This is a genomic window from Halorubrum sp. F4, assembly GCF_027257195.1.
Classification (GTDB): domain Archaea; phylum Halobacteriota; class Halobacteria; order Halobacteriales; family Haloferacaceae; genus Halorubrum.
Genome location: NZ_JAPDFS010000001.1, coordinates 710,204 through 726,215 on the forward strand (window position 1 = coordinate 710,204; position 16,012 = coordinate 726,215).

The window sequence follows — 16,012 nt, forward strand, 5'->3', positions numbered from 1 at the left end:
AACTCGGCGGCGCGGAGGAAAATACCTTCTGGCCGCGGTCGTCAGGGGCGTCCGAGGCGTCCGGACGCGTCCGGACGTGTTCGGTCGAGTCCGTCCCCGACCGCCCTCACGTCGCGAACTTTCGCTCCAGGAACGTGACGAGGAGGTACGCCGCGAGTCGCTCCGTCCCCTCGGTGGCGTCGTATCGCGGGGCGACCTCCATCATATCGACGGCCCCGACCGCGTCGTGTGTGCCGAGCACCTCCATCGCCTCCAGCGCCTGGTGTGCGGTCAGTCCGCCGGGACACGGCGTCCCGGTACCGGGCGCGACGCCCGGATCGACGGCGTCGACGTCGAAGGTGACGTACACCGCGTCCGCGTCCTCGGCGGCCGCCTCGACCGCGTCGGCGACGACCGGTCCGATCCCGCGTTCCTCGACGTCTCGCATGGTGTACAGGTTCAACCCGGTCTCCTCGGCGAACTCGAAGTAGTCGGGCGACTCGTAGCCGCGGATCCCGACCTGGCTCACCGAGTCGTACTCGACGCCGGGCAGCTCCGCTATCCGGGCGGTGCTCGACCCGTGGAAGTCGGTGCCGAAGACGGGGCTCTCGGAGACCGTGTCGGTGTGGGCGTCGATCTGGACGAAGCCGACGCGGTCGTGGTCCGACCCCTCGGCGAAGCCGCGGAAGGCGGGGAACGTACAGTAGTGGTCGCCGCCGATCATCACCGGAAACGTCCGTGCGGCGAGGGTCGCGGCGTGGGCGGTGACGCTCTCGGCGGTGGCCTCGTGGTCCATCGGGAAGACGGGGGCGTCGCCCACGTCCGCGACGGTGAACGCGTCGAAGTCCACCTGGTCGCCGGTTCGCATGTTCGTCAGCGCGCCCTTGTACTCGGAGAGGTACGCCCACCACGCGCTCGCCTCGCGGACCGCTCCCGGGCCGTACCGCGCGCCCGGTCGGTTGGAGACCGCCCCGTCGTAGGGGACGCCGAAGACCGCGACGTCGACGTCGTCGAGGTCGTCCGGGTCGCGCGGATCGGCCTTGAGAAACGTGTCGAGCCCGGCGTAGGCCATCTCGACGTCCGCGCCCGGCGTCGACTCACGGAAGGCCGCGGCCCGGTTCGCCGCGCCCGCCGCGTCCGGATCCGGATCGCTCACGCTCGGATCACCTCGCCGGCGTCGTCGCTCGTCGTATCGTTGCGGACGGTCTCGATCGCGTGGTGTCTCTGCCGTGTCATGTGTGTGTCTGAGGAGTCATGTGCCGATCGCGAAACGCGCGGTTCGCGTGGGCAGTCGCGTCGTCTCCAATTAAACGTTCGTGCCGGTGCTCGTTCGTGGGAGGTTCCGGACGTTCACGAACGGGTCCCGGTCCGGTCGTCGCGGAGCGCGACCGTCTCCGGTTCGAACCCCTCGTCGTCCCCCCGCCAGCGCCACGACCCGACGAACGGGTGGCCGTCCAGCGCGCAGATGACGTACGAGTGATCGACCCACGTCGCGCGGGCGACGTCCGTCCCGCTCGGTTCCGCCGGTCCCGCGGGATGTGAGTGATAGAACCCGACGACTTCGAGCCCGTCGTCCTCGATCGATTCGACGACTGCGAACAGCTCCTCCGGGTCGATCCGGTAGCGCGTCTCCGGCCGGTCGGCGACGTTGTCGGTCGGTCGGGCCTCGAGGACGACGCCGCGATCCCGGTCGATGGCGTCGTCGGCACGATTCCGATCGACGACGTCGTCGGCGCGATCCCGGTCGACGGCCTCGTCGGCGCGTCTCCCCGCCAACACGCCGCACACCTCCGCCGGGGCGCCGCGGCGGGCGTGGTCGACGACGACGTCGTGGGCCCTGCGGGTGAACTCGATCACGGCCGGAATCACGTCGGAGCGACGCATAAACCCCTCCGTCGGGGCGGCGGGAACGGGGCGGGATCGACCCGGTCTCCACTTTCACCTCGCTGCCGGTTCGTTTTTATTCCCCTCGGCGAAAGGTACGGGCACCGAATGACGTCCTTCCAGTCGAGTCTCGGCGAGGACGAGGGGATCGCGGAGGAGCTGGCCGAGAGCCAGCGCGAGATCTCCATCGCCGAGTTCTTCGAGAAGAACAAACACATGCTCGGGTTCGACTCGGGCGCTCGCGGGCTCGTCACCGCCGTCAAGGAGGCGGTCGACAACGCCCTCGACGCGACCGAGGAGGCCGGGATCCTGCCCGACGTCTACGTCGAGATCACGGAGGTCGGCGACTACTACCGCCTCGTGATCGAGGACAACGGGCCGGGGATCACGAAAGAGCAACTCCCGAAGGTCTTCGGGAAGTTATTGTATGGTTCGAGGTTCCACAAGCGCGAACAAAATCGCGGTCAACAGGGGATCGGTATTTCAGCGGCTGTACTGTACGCTCAATTGACTTCCGGACAGCCCGCGAAGATCACGTCGCGGCCGAAGGGACAGTCGGAGGCGCAGTACTTCGAGTTGATCATCGACACGGACACCAACGAGCCGGAGATCAGCGTCGACGAGACCACCTCCTGGGACCGTCCACACGGCACGCGGATCGAGTTGGAGATGGAGGCGAACATGCGGGCGCGCTCGCAGCTCCACGACTACGTGAAACACACCGCCGTCGTCAACCCGCACGCCCGGATCGAGCTGCGCGAGCCGGGGCTCGAGGAGCCCTGGAAGTTCGAGCGCGCGACCGACGAGCTGCCGGCCGAGACGGAGGAGATCCGCCCACATCCGCACGGCGTCGAACTCGGCGCGCTGATCAAGATGCTGGAGGCGACGGAGTCGTACTCGGTCTCGGGGTTCCTCCAGGAGGAGTTCACGCGAGTCGGCAAGAAGACCGCCGACGGCGTCATCGACCAGTTCCGCGACCGCCACTACGGCCGGGAGCTCGCCTGGTCGCCGCCGTCGTCGCGGTCGACGGGGACGGGCGCGACGAGCGCGGACGTCGAGGCGGCGGTCGAGGCCGCCGTCGCGAACAAGGGCGCGGACGCGACCAGCTCGTTCGCCGGGGGAGTCGCCGAGACCGTGGCCGGAAACGACCACCTCTCTCGCTCCGATCTGGTGACGATCGTCGGGAACGTCGCGGACGCGGTGGAGGACGACACCGGCCGGACGTTCGGTTCCACGGTTCGGGAGAACGCCACGGAGGCTGCGTGGCGGGTCGTCACGACGGGCTCCGCGGGCGAGTCGGACGCGGCCGTGGGCGACGACCCGGACGCCGACGATGCCGGCGACGGCGACTCCCCGCTCGTGGCCGACCTGTACGCCCTCGTCGACGAGGCCACCTCGACGCGGAAGGACGACGAGACGATCAGAGCGATGGCGGAGGCGCTCGCGTTCCGGCTCGCCGACCTGGAGGGAGACGCCTACCGGATCACCCGCGACGACCTCGAGCGGCTCGTCGCCGACGCGGCGGCGTTCGTCGCCGAACAGCACGACGCCACGTTCGGCGAGACCGCCCGCGAGAACGTCGTCGAGTCGGTCTGGTCGCGGGCTCGAACCGTCCCCGACGACCCGCCGAAAGTGCGGGACGTGGCGGGAGACCGCGACGCCGCGGCCGACTTACTCGAGGCGATGCGCGGCACGGACATCCTCGCGCCGCCGACCGACTGTCTCGCGCCGATCACGGCCGAGCTGGTGGAGGCCGGGCTCCGCAAGGAGTACGACGCCGACTTCTACGCGGCGGCGACCCGGGACGCCGAGGTCCACGGCGGCGACCCGTTCATCGTCGAGGCCGGGATCGCCTACGGCGGGGAGATCCCCGCTGAGGGCGCGGTCGAGCTCCTGCGGTTCGCGAACCGCGTCCCGCTGGTCTATCAACGTGGCGCCTGTGCGACCACCGACGTGATCCGCACCATCGGCTGGCGCAACTACGGGCTCGACCAGCCCGGCGGCTCGGGGATGCCGAACGGCCCCGCAGTCATCAGCATCCACGTCGCATCGACGAACGTCCCGTTCACGAGCGAGTCGAAGGACGCGATCGCGAACGTGCCCGCGATCGAGGACGAGATCGAGCTCGCGGTCCGCGAGGCAGCCCGCGAGCTGAAGTCGTACCTCAACAAGCGGCGTTCGATGCAACAGCGCCGGGAGAAACAGGACGTGCTCGGACGGATCCTCCCGGAGATGGCCGACAAGGTCTCGGAGGTGACCGGGCGCTCGCGGCCCGACATCGACGGCGCGCTGGCGCGGATCATGAACAACGTCAGCCTCGAACGCGAGGTCGACGACGGCACGGTCCGGCTCGTCGTCGAGAACCACTCGGACGTGAACGAGCGGCTGGAGATCACGGACATCGTCTCGACCGAGCCGACGGACGTCTCCGACGGCACCGTGGTGGACATGGACGGCGAGTGGTTCGTCCAGTGGAAGCCCGAGGTCGCCTCGGGCGACGAGCGGGAACTGACCTACAGCGTCGACGGCGAGGCCGACTTCGAGGTCAGCGTCGGCGGCGTCGAGACGGAGAAACTCACGGTGAACGCGTAAATGACGACGGAGAACGCCAAATGACGACGGAGAACGCCAAATGACGACCGAAAGCGACGCACGGGACCAGCTCATCGACCTGGCCGCGGACTTCTACGACCAGTTCGCGGCCGGGGAGATCCCGGAGATGGAGCTGCCGACCCGGACGAAGAGCAACATCGAGTACGACGAGGAGAGCGGGGTGTGGACGTACGGCGACCGCACGTCGATCCGGAGCGCCAACTCCGTCAACGGCGCGCGGAAGCTGCTCAAGGCGGCGTACACGATCGAGTTCCTCGCGGACCAGCTCGACGAGGACCGCTCGTCGACGCTGCGGGAGCTGTACTACCTCTCGGAGTCGTGGGACAACGACGAGGCGCAGTTCGGCTCACAGGACGAGTCGAACGATCTCATCGAGGACCTCGAGATCGTCACGGGCGTCACCCGCGAGGACTTCCACATGCGCCCGGAGGAGTCGGGCGCGACGCTCATGGGGCCGCTGGAGCTTCGCGAACAGACCCGCCGCGGGGAACGCGAGATCCACTGCCAGAAGGACGTCGGCGAGGGCGGCTACCAGATCCCGAACAACCCGGACATGATCGAGTTCCTCGACCACGACATCGACTTCGCGCTGGCGGTCGAGACCGGCGGGATGCGCGACCGGCTGGTCGAGAACGGGTTCGACGAGGCGTACGACTGTCTCGTGATCCACCTCAAGGGCCAGCCCGCCCGGGCGACCCGCCGGATCACGAAGCGCGTCCACGACGAACTCGACGTGCCGATCGTGGTCTTCGCCGACGGTGACCCGTGGTCCTACCGGATCTACGGCTCCGTCGCGTACGGGTCGATCAAGTCGGCGCACCTCTCGAAGTACCTCGCGACGCCCGAGGCGGAGTTCGTCGGAATACAACCCGAGGACATCGTGGAGTACGACCTCCCGTCGGACCCGCTTTCCGACTCCGACGTCAACGCCCTCGAGTCCGAGCTCGAGGACCCGCGGTTCCAGACCGACTACTGGGAGGAGCAGATCGAGCTCCAGCTCGACATCGGCAAGAAGTCCGAACAGCAGTCGCTCGCGAGCCGCGGGCTCGACTTCGTCACCGACACCTACCTCCCGGAGCGGCTCGACGAGATGGGCGTGATATAAGCCGCCGGGGCTGGAACGGCCGACAATGTTAACGGGGGTCAACGTCGCGTTGGGCGTCTCGGGCAGCATCGCGGCGGTGAAGGTGGTCGAACTCGCCCACGAGTTGCGCCGCCACGGCGCGAGCGTCCGCGCGGTGATGACGCCGGCCGCGACGAACATCGTCCACCCGTGGGCGGTCGATTTCGCCACCGACGAGCCCGTCGTCACGGAGATAACCGGCGACGTCGAGCACGTCGAACTCTGCGGTCGCGACGGCTGGGCGGACGTGCTGTTGCTCGCGCCCGCGACCGCGAACACCGCGGGGAAGGTCGCGGCCGCCGTCGACGACACGCCGGTGACCACGTGTGCGACCACGGCGCTCGGCGCGGACGTGCCCGTCGTGATGGCCCCGGCGATGCACGAGCCGATGTACGACCACCCGGGCGTGCTCGCCGCGCTCGACACGCTCTCGGCGTGGGGGTTGACGTTCGCCGACCCGCGGATCGAGGAGGGGAAGGCGAAGATCGCCGCGGAGTCGACGATACTCACGGAGGTCGCCCGCGCGACGACGCCGGACACGCTCTCCGGTGCCCACGTCGTCGTCACGGCCGGCGCGACCAAGGAGCGGATCGACCCGATCCGGATCCTGACGAACCGGGCCTCCGGCAAGACGGGACGGGCGGTCGCCCGCGCGTGTTACGTCCGCGGGGCGGACGTGACGCTCGTGCAGGACGGCCCCGAGGTCCCCTACGCCGATACCGTCGCCGTCGAGACCGCGGACGAGATGATCGAGGCCTGTCGGGAGGCGGCCGTGACCGCGGACGCGCTGGTCTCGGCGGCGGCCATCTCCGATTTCACCGCCGACGCCGTCGACGAGAAGATCCGGTCCGGGTCGCCGCTGTCGGTCGACCTCCGGCCGACGCCGAAGCTGCTCGACTCCGTCCGGGAGGCGCATCCCGACCTCCCGCTCGTCGGGTTCAAAGCCGAGACGTCCGGCGACGACGCGGCGATGGTCGCGGAGGCGGAACGCATCCGCGACCGGGTCGGGCTCGCGTTCGTCGTCGCCAACGACGCGAGCGTGATGGGCGACGACCGGACGCGCGTCCTGCTCGTCGGGGAGGCGGGCACCGACCCGGAGCCGGTCTCGGGGTCGAAGGACGTCGTCGCCGGGCGGATCGCGGACCGGCTGGCGACGGTTCTGGAACGCGATGACTGACGGTCCCGAGCGGCGATCGGATCGGCCGACTCGACCGCCGGTAAGCCGACCGGGATACAAACTGTTTTGGGGCGGTAGGGCCACGCCTCGGGTAGACATACCCATGTGTAGCCAGACGGCCATCCCCGACGCCGTGGGAGGTGAATCGGGTGGCTGACGCCGGAGAAGCCGCCCCGAAGCGCGGTTCGGTCGTCGTGCCCGTCGAATCGACGCCGACGCTGCGCGCGACCGTCACACACCTCGTCGAGTCGGCGGCCGACGGCGAGTTCTCGTCGATCCACTTCGTCGTCTTCGCCACGTGGCGTCGCGACGACCCGGACACGGCCGACCGGGAGGCGGCCGTCGACCGGCTGCTCGAGCGCGTCTCGACGTGGGCCGAGGCCGACCTCGCGGACGCCGACGACGTCGACGTCGACGACGTGGAGGTCGTCACCGCGGTCGTCGGCGACGACGAATACCTCTTCGGGGCGGACGACTACGTCCGCGAACTGGCGGCGTACGCCGACGAACACGGCGCGGAGACCGTCGTGTTGGACCCGGAGTACACGCCGGTCGGCAACACGACGCTGCTCCAGCCGCTCGAGTTCGCCCTCTCGAGCACCGACCTGGCCGTCCGGGAGGCTCCCGTCACTCGGCCGACCCGCCGCGAGCGGCTTCGCAAGGAGGCGACCGGGATCCGCTTCGTAGCGATCTTCGGGCTGTCGCTCGCCTTCTACCTCGCGCTCGGCGACCCGCTCTACCCGTTCGACCTCGTGAGCGGCGTCGCGAGCGCGACTATCGTCGCGATCACGCTCTCGCGGATCAGCCTCGACGCCGATCCGTCCCTCCCGCGGACGCCGATCCGGCTGCTCCGCGGTGCGGTGTACGTCCCCGTCCTGCTCCTCGAGATCCTCAAGTCGAACCTCGTCGTGGCGCGGGTGATACTCGACCCGCGGCTGCCGATCGACCCGACGCTGAATCGGGTCCGCGTGATCGTCGGCAGCGGGCTCCCGATCACGACGCTCGCGAACTCGATCACGCTCACGCCGGGGACGCTGACCGTCCGCGCCCGCGACGGGAACCTCTACGTCCACTCGCTCATCCCGTGGGCCCGGGAGGGGCTCTTCGACGGCTCGCTGGAGCGCTGGACCCGGTTCGTCTTCTACGGTCGGGAGGCGGCCCGGCTGCCGACCCCACGCGAGCGAGACGACGTCGGGATCTTCCAGGGACCGGACGCGACCGAGGAGTACCCCGGCGCGCGCTCGGACGGCGGAACGCGCGAGGAGGGTGACCCCGTGGACGGCTCGGTCGCCGACGCCGACGAGGAGGTGACGCCGGAATGAGCGTCGTCGACGCGACCCTCGGAGCCGGCTACACCGTGGGTGACTTCCTCCTCATCGTGGCCGCCGGCTTCGTCGTCCTCGCGATCGGGATGCTCTACCGGGCGGTGAAGGGTCCGACGATGCAGGACCGCGTGCTCGCGGTCAACGTGCTCGGGACGAACACCGTGGTCATCCTCGCGATCCTCGGGGCCGCGCTCTCGGAGCCGACGTTCCTCGACATCGCGCTGGTGTACGCGCTGTTGAACTTCCTGATGGCGATCGCCATCTCGAAGTTCACCGTCGAACGGGGTGGTGTCCTGTGATCGACGCGATCGGTCCCGCGCGGCTCGCGCTGATCGTCGCCTTCAGCCTGCTCGGGCTGTTCTTCACCTTCGTCTCGATGACCGGCGTCATCCGGCTGCCGGACGTCTACTCCCGGGCGCACACCGCCTCGCAGGCGGACACGCTGGGAGCCGGCTTCACGCTCGCGGCGGTCGCGCTCGCGGCCGGCTGGCAGGGCGTGGGATTCAAGTCGGTACTCCTGGTCTTCTTCATCTTCGTGACGAACCCGACGGCGGCCCACGCCATCGCGCGGGCGGCCTTCGAGGCGGGGATCGTGCCGTGGACCGAGGGGGACGAGCGCCGATGACGGGGACCGTCTCGCCCGCCGTCGCGCAGGTCACCGCGATCGAGGCGAGCCTCTTCGTCTTCGTCGTGCTCACGGCGCTCGCGACCGCGTTCGCACGCGACGTGCTCGCCGCGGTCATCGTCTTCGGGGCCTACAGCCTCGGGATGGCCGCGCTGTACACCTTCTACCGCGCGCCCGACGTCGCGATGACGGAGGCGGCGATCTCCGCGGGCGTGACGACCGTCCTCCTGCTACTCACGCTCGCGAAGACGACGCGGATCGACCACGAGGCCGTCTTCGAGTCGGTGAACTACCCGGCGGCCGGCGCGGCCGGACTGCTGTTCGCCGGCCTCGCGATCACCATGGTCGACGTTCCGGCGGTCGGTTCGCCGGACGCGCCGGTCTGGAGCAACCCAGACGTCACCCAGTGGTACCTCGCGGAGACGTACGCCGAGACCGGCGTCGAGAACACCGTGATGGCGGTGTTGGCCGCGTTCCGCGGGTTCGACACCTTCGGCGAGGCGGTCGTCGTCTTCGCGGCCGGGATCGCCGCCCTCATCGTCCTCCGACGGGAGGTGTTCGCATGAGCGACGCTCCCGACGTCGACGCGGGTGGACGGGGAGACGAGAGCGGCGGACGCGACGACGCGGGCGGCAAACGCGACGCTGACGATGGCGGACGCGACGACGACCGATCCGGATCGGCCGATCCGCCCCGACGGTCCGGACGGCTCGACTCCGAGACGAGACAGGGAACGCCGTACACGGAGAGCCAGGTCATCATGTCGACGGTGAAGGTCGTCTCGCCGTTCGCGTTCACCTACGGGCTGTTCGTCACGTTCCACGGCGGCGGCTCGCCCGGCGGGGGCTTCCAGGGCGGTGCGATCATGGCGGCGGTCGTGTTCATGATCGCCTTCGCGTTCGGCATCGAGGCGACCCGGCAGTGGCTCGCCAACACGGTCGTCGTCGCGCTCGCGGTCGGCGGAACCCTCGCGTTCGCCGCGATCGGACTGCTCCCGGTCGCGCTCGGCGGGGCCTTCCTCCAGTACGACCTGCTCCCGCTGCCGATCCTCGATCCCGTGAAGTACGGGATGGAGGCGGTGGAGATAATCGGCATCGCCGCCATCGTGAGCGGCGTGCTCATGGGGCTGTTCTTCGTGCTCGCCCGCGGCTTCAACGGCGAGGACTCGGGACCGTCCATCGGCGAGCGGGACCCGTTCTCCGACGGGGAGTCCCCGGAGGACGGCGACGGCGTCGCCACCGACGGGGGTGAGCGATGACGACGCTTTCGGTCGGATCCGCCGCGCGGTCCACGGCCGAGCTGCTCGCCGGGTCGTCCGTCGCCGCCGGTTCGGCACTCGACGTGCTCGGGACGCGTCACGCGTACGTGACGTTCGCGCTGCTGCTCTGTATCGGACTCTACATGATGATCGCCAACCCCAACCTGGTGAAGAAAGTCATCGGCCTCAACCTGTTCCAGACCGCGATATTCCTGCTTTTCATCGCCTCGGCGTACGTCGAGGGCGGAGCGATCCCGATCGTCCACTCGGGCGGGGAGGGCCCGTACGTCAGCCCGCTCCCGCACGTGATCGTGCTCACCGCCATCGTCGTCGGCGTGAGCCTCACCGCAGTGGCGCTCGCGCTGTGCATCCGGATCTACGACGAGTACGGCACGCTCCGGGTCGACACCCTTCGGGAGCTCCTTCGCGAGGAGGGATCGCTGCCCGCGGGCCCGGGACTTCCGGGCACGGAGTCGGGACGCTCGGGCTCGGAGCCCGCGACTGGTCGCGAGGGAGGTGAGCGCGATGACTGACGTGTTGTTGCCGCTCTCGATCGCGGTTCCCATCGTGGCGGCGACGCTACCGCTCGCGCTGGGGCTGCGGTACGACGACGTCGGCTGGCCGGTCGCGGCGGTCACGACCCTCGGAGTGGTCGGGTCGGCCGCCGCGGTCGCGCTCGAGGTGTACACGGCCGGCCCGTTCGACCACGAGTTGGGCGGGTTCGCGCCACCGATCGGGATCGAGCTCGTCGCCGACGAGCTCTCGGCGGCGGTGTTCCTCCTCGTCGCGCTCGTCTCGGCGGCCACGCTCGTCCTCTCGCGGGCGATCGGTCCGCGCGGGAACGCCTTCCACAGCGCCTACCTGCTTCTGACGGGCGGGCTGGTCGGCGTCTCGCTCACGGGCGACCTGTTCAACCTGTTCGTCTTCCTCGAGATCGTCGGGCTCACCACGTACGCGCTCATCGCGGCCGACCGCTCGGGCGCGAGCGCCTACGCCTCCCTGAAGTACCTCGTCGTGGGGACCGTCGGCGCGTCGCTGTACCTCGTCGGCGTCGGATACGTCTTCCTCGCGACGGGGACGCTGAACATGGCCGACGTGAGCACCCAGATCGTCGAACAGGCGAGTTACACCGACCCGCTGATCCGGGCGGGGTACGCCTTCATCGTGGTCGGCTTCGCGCTGAAGATCGCGCTGTTCCCCGTCCACTCCTGGCAGCCGGACGCCTACCAGCGCGCGCCCGACGCGGTGACGACGCTCGTCGCCGCGCTCGTGTCGACAGCCAGCGCCTACGCGCTGATACGGGTGAGCTACTCCGTGTTCACCGTCGACTTCCTCGCCGCCAACGACGCGATCACGACGGGGATCCTCGTCGTTTCCGGCGTCTCGATACTCGCGGGGTCCGCGCTCGCGGTCATGCAATCGGACCTCAAACGGATGTTCGCGTACTCCTCGGTTGCACAGTTCGGAATGATCGCCGCCGCCGTCGGGATCGCCGACGAGACGGCGTTACTGGGGGGAATCGTCCACCTGTTCGGCCACGGTCTGATGAAGTTCGGGCTCTTCTGTGGACTCGCCCTCCTCGCCGCGGGCTACGGCGCGCGCCGCGTCGAGGACCTCGCAAGCCTCGCGCGTGACGCCCCGTTCGCGGCCGGCGCGCTCGCCGTCCTCGGACTCTCGTTGGTCGGCATTCCCCCGTCTGTCGGGTTCCTCGGCAAGTGGTACATCGCGCTCGGGGCGGTCCGCTCCGCCGGCGCGACCGGCGGGGTCGTCGGGATCGGGCTCGCGGCGGTGATCCTCGCCAGCACGCTGTTCACGCTGGCGTACGTCGCCCGCGTGATAGAACAGTTGTACTTCGCGGGCGTCGACCGCGAGGACGCGGCACACGGGGTGACTGCTCCCGGCAACCGTGGCGGTCCCGGCGACGGGGCGGGCCGTAACGCCGGCAGCGCGGTCGCCGACGGGGGGGACGGCGGAAACGCCGGAGACGGCGTGGACGCCGCGGTTCCCGGAACGGTTCCGACCGCGCCGCTCGCCGTGCTCGTCGTCGCCGCGCTCGTCACGGTCGGACTCGGCTTCGCGGGGGCCGGGTTCGAGACGCTTCTCGACCCGTACCTCTCGGAGGTGTTCGCATGACCGAAGCCATCGTTCAGGACCCACGTCCACTGCTCGCCGTCCTCGTCTCGCTCGTCGCGGCCGCGTTCATCGTCGCGTCGTACCGCTCGCCGAACGTCCGCGAGGGGTGGACGATCCTCGCGGCGGTCGCGAAGTTCGGGATCGTCGCCTCGATGCTTCCGCGCGTGCTCGAGGGAACCGTCTTCGAGTGGACGGTGGTCGAGTTCCTCCCGGACATCGCGTTCGTCCTCCGCGCGGACGCGCTCGGGATGCTGTTCGCGTTCCTCGCGTCCGGCCTCTGGATCGTCACCTCGTTTTACAGCATCGGGTACATGCGGGGGCTCGACGAGGCCAACCAGACTCGCTACTTCGCCGCGTTCGCCGTGTCGCTGTCGGCGACGATGGGGATCGCGTTCGCGGGCAACCTCGTGACGATCTTCGTCTTCTACGAGCTGTTGTCGATCGCGACCTACCCGCTCGTCGCCCACGACGAGACGCCGGAGGCGCGCTCGGCCGGCCGGAAGTACCTCGCGTACACGATGTTCGGCGGCGGCGTGCTCGTGCTCGCCGGGACCGTCATGGTCTACTGGCTGACGGGGACCGTCGCGTTCACCGCCGGCGGCATCGAGGAGCTCGCGAACGCCGACCCCGGGTTGGCGATGCTCGCCTTCTTCCTGCTCGCGATCGGTTTCGGCGTGAAGGCCGGGATCATGCCGCTGCACCAGTGGCTTCCCGAGGCGATGGTCGCGCCGACGCCCGTCTCCGGACTGCTCCACGCGGTCGCGGTCGTCAAGTCCGGCGCGTTCGGCGTCTCGCGGGTCGTCCTCGACGTGTTCGGCCCGGAGCTCGTCTTCGACCTCTCGCTGCCGTTCGGCTTCTCCGCCGGGCTGGTGTTGTCGACGATCGGCGCGATCACGCTGACTGCGGCCTCGCTCATCGCCCTCCGGAAGGACCACCTGAAACAGCGGCTCGCCTACTCGACGGTGAGCCAGTTGAGCTACATCGTGCTCGGGCTCGGCCTGTTCGGCTGGTACGGGCTCGTCGGGGCGCTGCTCCACATCCCGGCGCACGCGTTCATGAAGCTCACCCTGTTCTTCTGTGCCGGGAACCTCCACGTCTCGACGCACACCGACTACATCTCGGAGATGGCGGGGATCGGAAAGCGGATGCCGCTGACGATGGGCGCGTTCACCGTCGCCTCGCTCGGGATGGCCGGGATCCCGCTTCTCGCCGGCTTCGTGAGCAAGTACTACATGCTGATCGGCGGGGTCCGGATGGGGATGGAACTGACCCCCGTCGCCTACTACCTCGTCGGCGCGCTGCTCCTATCCGGCGTCCTCAACGTCGCGTACTTCTGGCCGGTGATCTACACCGCCTTCTTCGAGGCGGAGGACGACCACGACGCGAAACCCCTCGTCGACTTCCGGATGGGCGGGGAGCGACGGTCGACGCTGGCGGCGACCGCTGGTCGCGGCGCAGACGGCGACGCCGCGACCGACGGAGGGCGTCCCGAGGACGATGACGACGCATCCGACGAGGACGCGGTCGACGTCGACGACATCGTCGAGGACGCCGACGGACCCGATGGCGAGGTCGACGCCGGGGCCCCCGAGGGTACGGACGAGTCCGCGATCCCGGACGCGGAGATGGACGATCTCCCGACCGACGGGGAGGGCGTCGTCCGACCGGACTTCAACACGAGCGAACGCGACTTCTCGGAGCCCGCCGACCGGGTCGACACCGGCGACTACGCGGTCGACCAGCGTCCCTCGGACGTCGACGTCCCGTTCGGCGTCGGTCGGGACGATACGGGGGACGGCAGGGACGGCGGGATCGACGACGCTCCCGCGACCGACGTCGACCACGCAGACCACGATGAGCACGACGCCGACCACGTAGACCACGATGAGCACGACGCCGACCACCACGGCGGACCGCCGGCCGGCGGTTGGGAGCACTTCCGCGGGCTCGAGGCCCTCCGGGGCCGCGAGTCCACGTGGTTCACGCTCGCGCCGATCCTCACGGCGATGACGCTCGCCGTCCTGCTCGGCGTGATCCCCTACGAGATGGGCTTCCTGGAGCTGATCGAACTCATCGTCGACACGCGGCTCCCCGAGGAGGTGGCTCGCCCATGACGGGCGCGACCGCCGCGTTGACCGCGATCCCGCCGTACCTCGTCGTCGCCGTCGCGTCGCTGCTCGTGCTCGCGCTCCCGCGGGCGATCGGGCACGGCCTCGGCGCGCTGGCGACCGCGTTCGTCTTCGCGCAGGCGGTGCTGCTCGACGACGGCGGAACGGGCGCACACCTCGCGACGACGTTCCTCGAGTTCGACGTGGTCTTCTTCAACGTCGACGGGTTCTCGCTGCTGATGGGCGTCGTCGTCGGCTTCCTCGCGACGGCCGCGGTGTTGTACGCCTACGGCAGCGACGCCCCGAAGTGGGTCACGTCGCTCGCGCTGATCTACGTCGCCACCACGATCGGGACGATCTACGCCGGCGACTGGCTCACCCTGGTGTTCTTCTGGGAGCTGATGGCGGTCACCTCGACGCTGCTCGTCTGGCAGTACGGCGGCGCGGCGGTGCGGGCCGGCTATCGCTACGCGCTCTTTCACGGCACGGGCGGGACGATCCTGCTCGCCGCGGTCGTCGTCCACTTCGCGAACGCCGGAACGTTCCTGTTCTCGGCGACGAGCGGGATCGACCCGGCCGCGACCCTCCTCGCCGCGATCGGGATCGGGATCAACTGCGGATTCATCTTCCTCCATAGCTGGCTGCCCGACACCTACCCGCGCCCGCACGTGGCGGCGTCGGTGTTCCTCTCGGTGTTCACGACGAAGACCGCGGTGTACGTGATGTACCGTGCGTTCCCCGAGGGCGGCATGTGGCTCGCGTACCTCGGCGGCTTCATGGCCGTCTACGGGGCCTTCTTCGCGCTGCTCCAGTACGACCCGCGCCGGCTGCTGTCGTACCACATCCAGGCGCAGGTCGGCTACATGCTCGCGGGGCTCGGGCTCGCGACCTACGTCGGCGAGTTCGCCGTCACCGGCGGCTTCGCGCACCTGTTCAACAACGTCCTCTACAAGAGCCTGCTGTTCATGGCGGTCGGCGTCGTGATCTACCGGACCGGACTCGAGGACATCCGCGAGATGGGCGGGCTCTGGCGGGTGATGCCCGTCACCTTCCTCGTGTACGTCGTCGGGGCGGCCTCGATTACCGCCGTTCCCGGGTTCAACGGGTTCATCTCGAAGGGGATGGTGATCGACTCCGCTCACGAGGTCCACAACTACGAGCTGCTCCTCGGCGAGGGACTGCTCTGGTGGCTCCTCATCCTCGGCGGCGTCGGCACGTTCATGTCGTTCATCAAGCTCGGCTACTACGTGTTCTTCCACGGATCGGCGTCGATCTCGCCGGACGACGCCACGCCGTTCCAGACCGCGGGAATGCTGCTGGCCGCGGGCGCGTGCGTCTTCTTCGGCACGCCGCTGACCTACGGCTACCTCGTCGAGCTGATGCCGTTTACCGAGGTCGTCAAGCCGGAGCTTCACCCGTACAGCACGAGCCACCTGACCGAGAGCGCCGCGCTGCTCGTCGCCGGTTTCGTCGGCTTCTTCGCGCTGAAGCGGCCGCTGGGCTGGCTCGCCCACCACATGCGCGACGTCGACGCCGTCCTGTTCCCGGCCGCCTTCTACGCCGGGCGGTGGTCGGTGTGGGGCGTGACCGAGGGATGGGCCGCGGTCGACCGCGCGACGATGCGGTTCGTCGCGGGCGCGAAGTGGGTCGCGATGAACCCGCGGCAGCTGCTCGCGAACGCCGGCGTCGACGCCGAGATCCGGGCCGGGATCGGCCGGAGCGTGCTGTTCTTGACGCTCACGGCGGCCGTCACCCTGTTCGCGCTGCTTCTGGGGTGACCGGGTTCG

At 69.5% G+C, this 16,012-nt stretch carries 14 protein-coding genes; 12 read left to right on the top strand and 2 right to left on the bottom strand.

Annotated elements, in window-relative coordinates; translation table 11 throughout:
* Window positions 1-106: 106 nt before the first annotated feature.
* Together OKW78_RS03620 and OKW78_RS03625 are read right to left on the bottom strand one after the other, a co-directional pair.
* Window positions 107-1,051 (bottom strand): agmatinase family protein, encoded by a 945-nt coding sequence (locus tag OKW78_RS03620; protein WP_303653808.1) that lies wholly within the window; start codon window positions 1,049-1,051, stop codon window positions 107-109.
* Between the two features lie 278 nt (window positions 1,052-1,329).
* On the bottom strand, window positions 1,330-1,836 hold the full coding sequence (locus OKW78_RS03625) for a desampylase (RefSeq protein WP_281193939.1): 507 nt from the start codon (window positions 1,834-1,836) through the stop codon (window positions 1,330-1,332).
* A 135-nt stretch (window positions 1,837-1,971) separates the two neighbouring features.
* Between OKW78_RS03625 and OKW78_RS03630 the strand changes: the two genes are divergently transcribed.
* From OKW78_RS03630 to OKW78_RS03685, 12 genes are all read left to right on the top strand, one after another.
* Window positions 1,972-4,455 carry a DNA topoisomerase VI subunit B gene (locus OKW78_RS03630; RefSeq protein WP_281193940.1) on the top strand — a complete coding sequence of 828 codons (2,484 nt, stop codon included), beginning with the start codon at window positions 1,972-1,974 and terminating at the stop codon, window positions 4,453-4,455.
* 40 nt (window positions 4,456-4,495) lie between these two features.
* A complete protein-coding gene (locus tag OKW78_RS03635; protein WP_281193941.1) occupies window positions 4,496-5,581 on the top strand; it encodes a DNA topoisomerase IV subunit A in 1,086 nt (361 codons plus the stop codon).
* A gap of 25 nt (window positions 5,582-5,606) precedes the next feature.
* Entirely contained in the window at window positions 5,607-6,776 is a 1,170-nt protein-coding gene (gene coaBC / locus OKW78_RS03640; RefSeq protein ID WP_281193942.1) for a bifunctional phosphopantothenoylcysteine decarboxylase/phosphopantothenate--cysteine ligase CoaBC, read from the top strand.
* 149 nt (window positions 6,777-6,925) lie between these two features.
* Entirely contained in the window at window positions 6,926-8,098 is a 1,173-nt protein-coding gene (locus tag OKW78_RS03645; RefSeq protein ID WP_281193943.1) for a monovalent cation/H+ antiporter subunit E, read from the top strand.
* Window positions 8,095-8,400, top strand: a complete 306-nt coding sequence (locus OKW78_RS03650; RefSeq protein ID WP_281193944.1) for a cation:proton antiporter — start codon at window positions 8,095-8,097, stop codon at window positions 8,398-8,400. Before OKW78_RS03645 ends, OKW78_RS03650 begins: the two co-directional genes overlap by 4 nt.
* Window positions 8,400-8,726 (top strand): monovalent cation/H(+) antiporter subunit G, encoded by a 327-nt coding sequence (mnhG, locus tag OKW78_RS03655; RefSeq protein ID WP_281194144.1) that lies wholly within the window; start codon window positions 8,400-8,402, stop codon window positions 8,724-8,726. Before OKW78_RS03650 ends, mnhG begins: the two co-directional genes overlap by 1 nt.
* Window positions 8,723-9,292, top strand: coding sequence for a DUF4040 domain-containing protein (locus OKW78_RS03660; RefSeq protein ID WP_281193945.1), 570 nt, complete (start codon window positions 8,723-8,725; stop codon window positions 9,290-9,292). The genes mnhG and OKW78_RS03660 overlap by 4 nt, the downstream gene beginning before the upstream one ends.
* Complete coding sequence (locus OKW78_RS03665) at window positions 9,289-9,984, top strand: MnhB domain-containing protein (RefSeq protein ID WP_281193946.1); 696 nt, start codon at window positions 9,289-9,291, stop codon at window positions 9,982-9,984. The genes OKW78_RS03660 and OKW78_RS03665 overlap by 4 nt, the downstream gene beginning before the upstream one ends.
* Entirely contained in the window at window positions 9,981-10,517 is a 537-nt protein-coding gene (locus tag OKW78_RS03670; RefSeq protein WP_281193947.1) for a cation:proton antiporter subunit C, read from the top strand. Before OKW78_RS03665 ends, OKW78_RS03670 begins: the two co-directional genes overlap by 4 nt.
* Entirely contained in the window at window positions 10,510-12,117 is a 1,608-nt protein-coding gene (locus OKW78_RS03675) for a proton-conducting transporter membrane subunit (RefSeq protein WP_281193948.1), read from the top strand. Before OKW78_RS03670 ends, OKW78_RS03675 begins: the two co-directional genes overlap by 8 nt.
* Window positions 12,114-14,231 (top strand): cation:proton antiporter, encoded by a 2,118-nt coding sequence (locus OKW78_RS03680; protein WP_281193949.1) that lies wholly within the window; start codon window positions 12,114-12,116, stop codon window positions 14,229-14,231. The genes OKW78_RS03675 and OKW78_RS03680 overlap by 4 nt, the downstream gene beginning before the upstream one ends.
* Window positions 14,228-16,003 carry a Na(+)/H(+) antiporter subunit D gene (locus OKW78_RS03685; RefSeq protein WP_281193950.1) on the top strand — a complete coding sequence of 592 codons (1,776 nt, stop codon included), beginning with the start codon at window positions 14,228-14,230 and terminating at the stop codon, window positions 16,001-16,003. The genes OKW78_RS03680 and OKW78_RS03685 overlap by 4 nt, the downstream gene beginning before the upstream one ends.
* Window positions 16,004-16,012 lie beyond the last annotated feature (9 nt).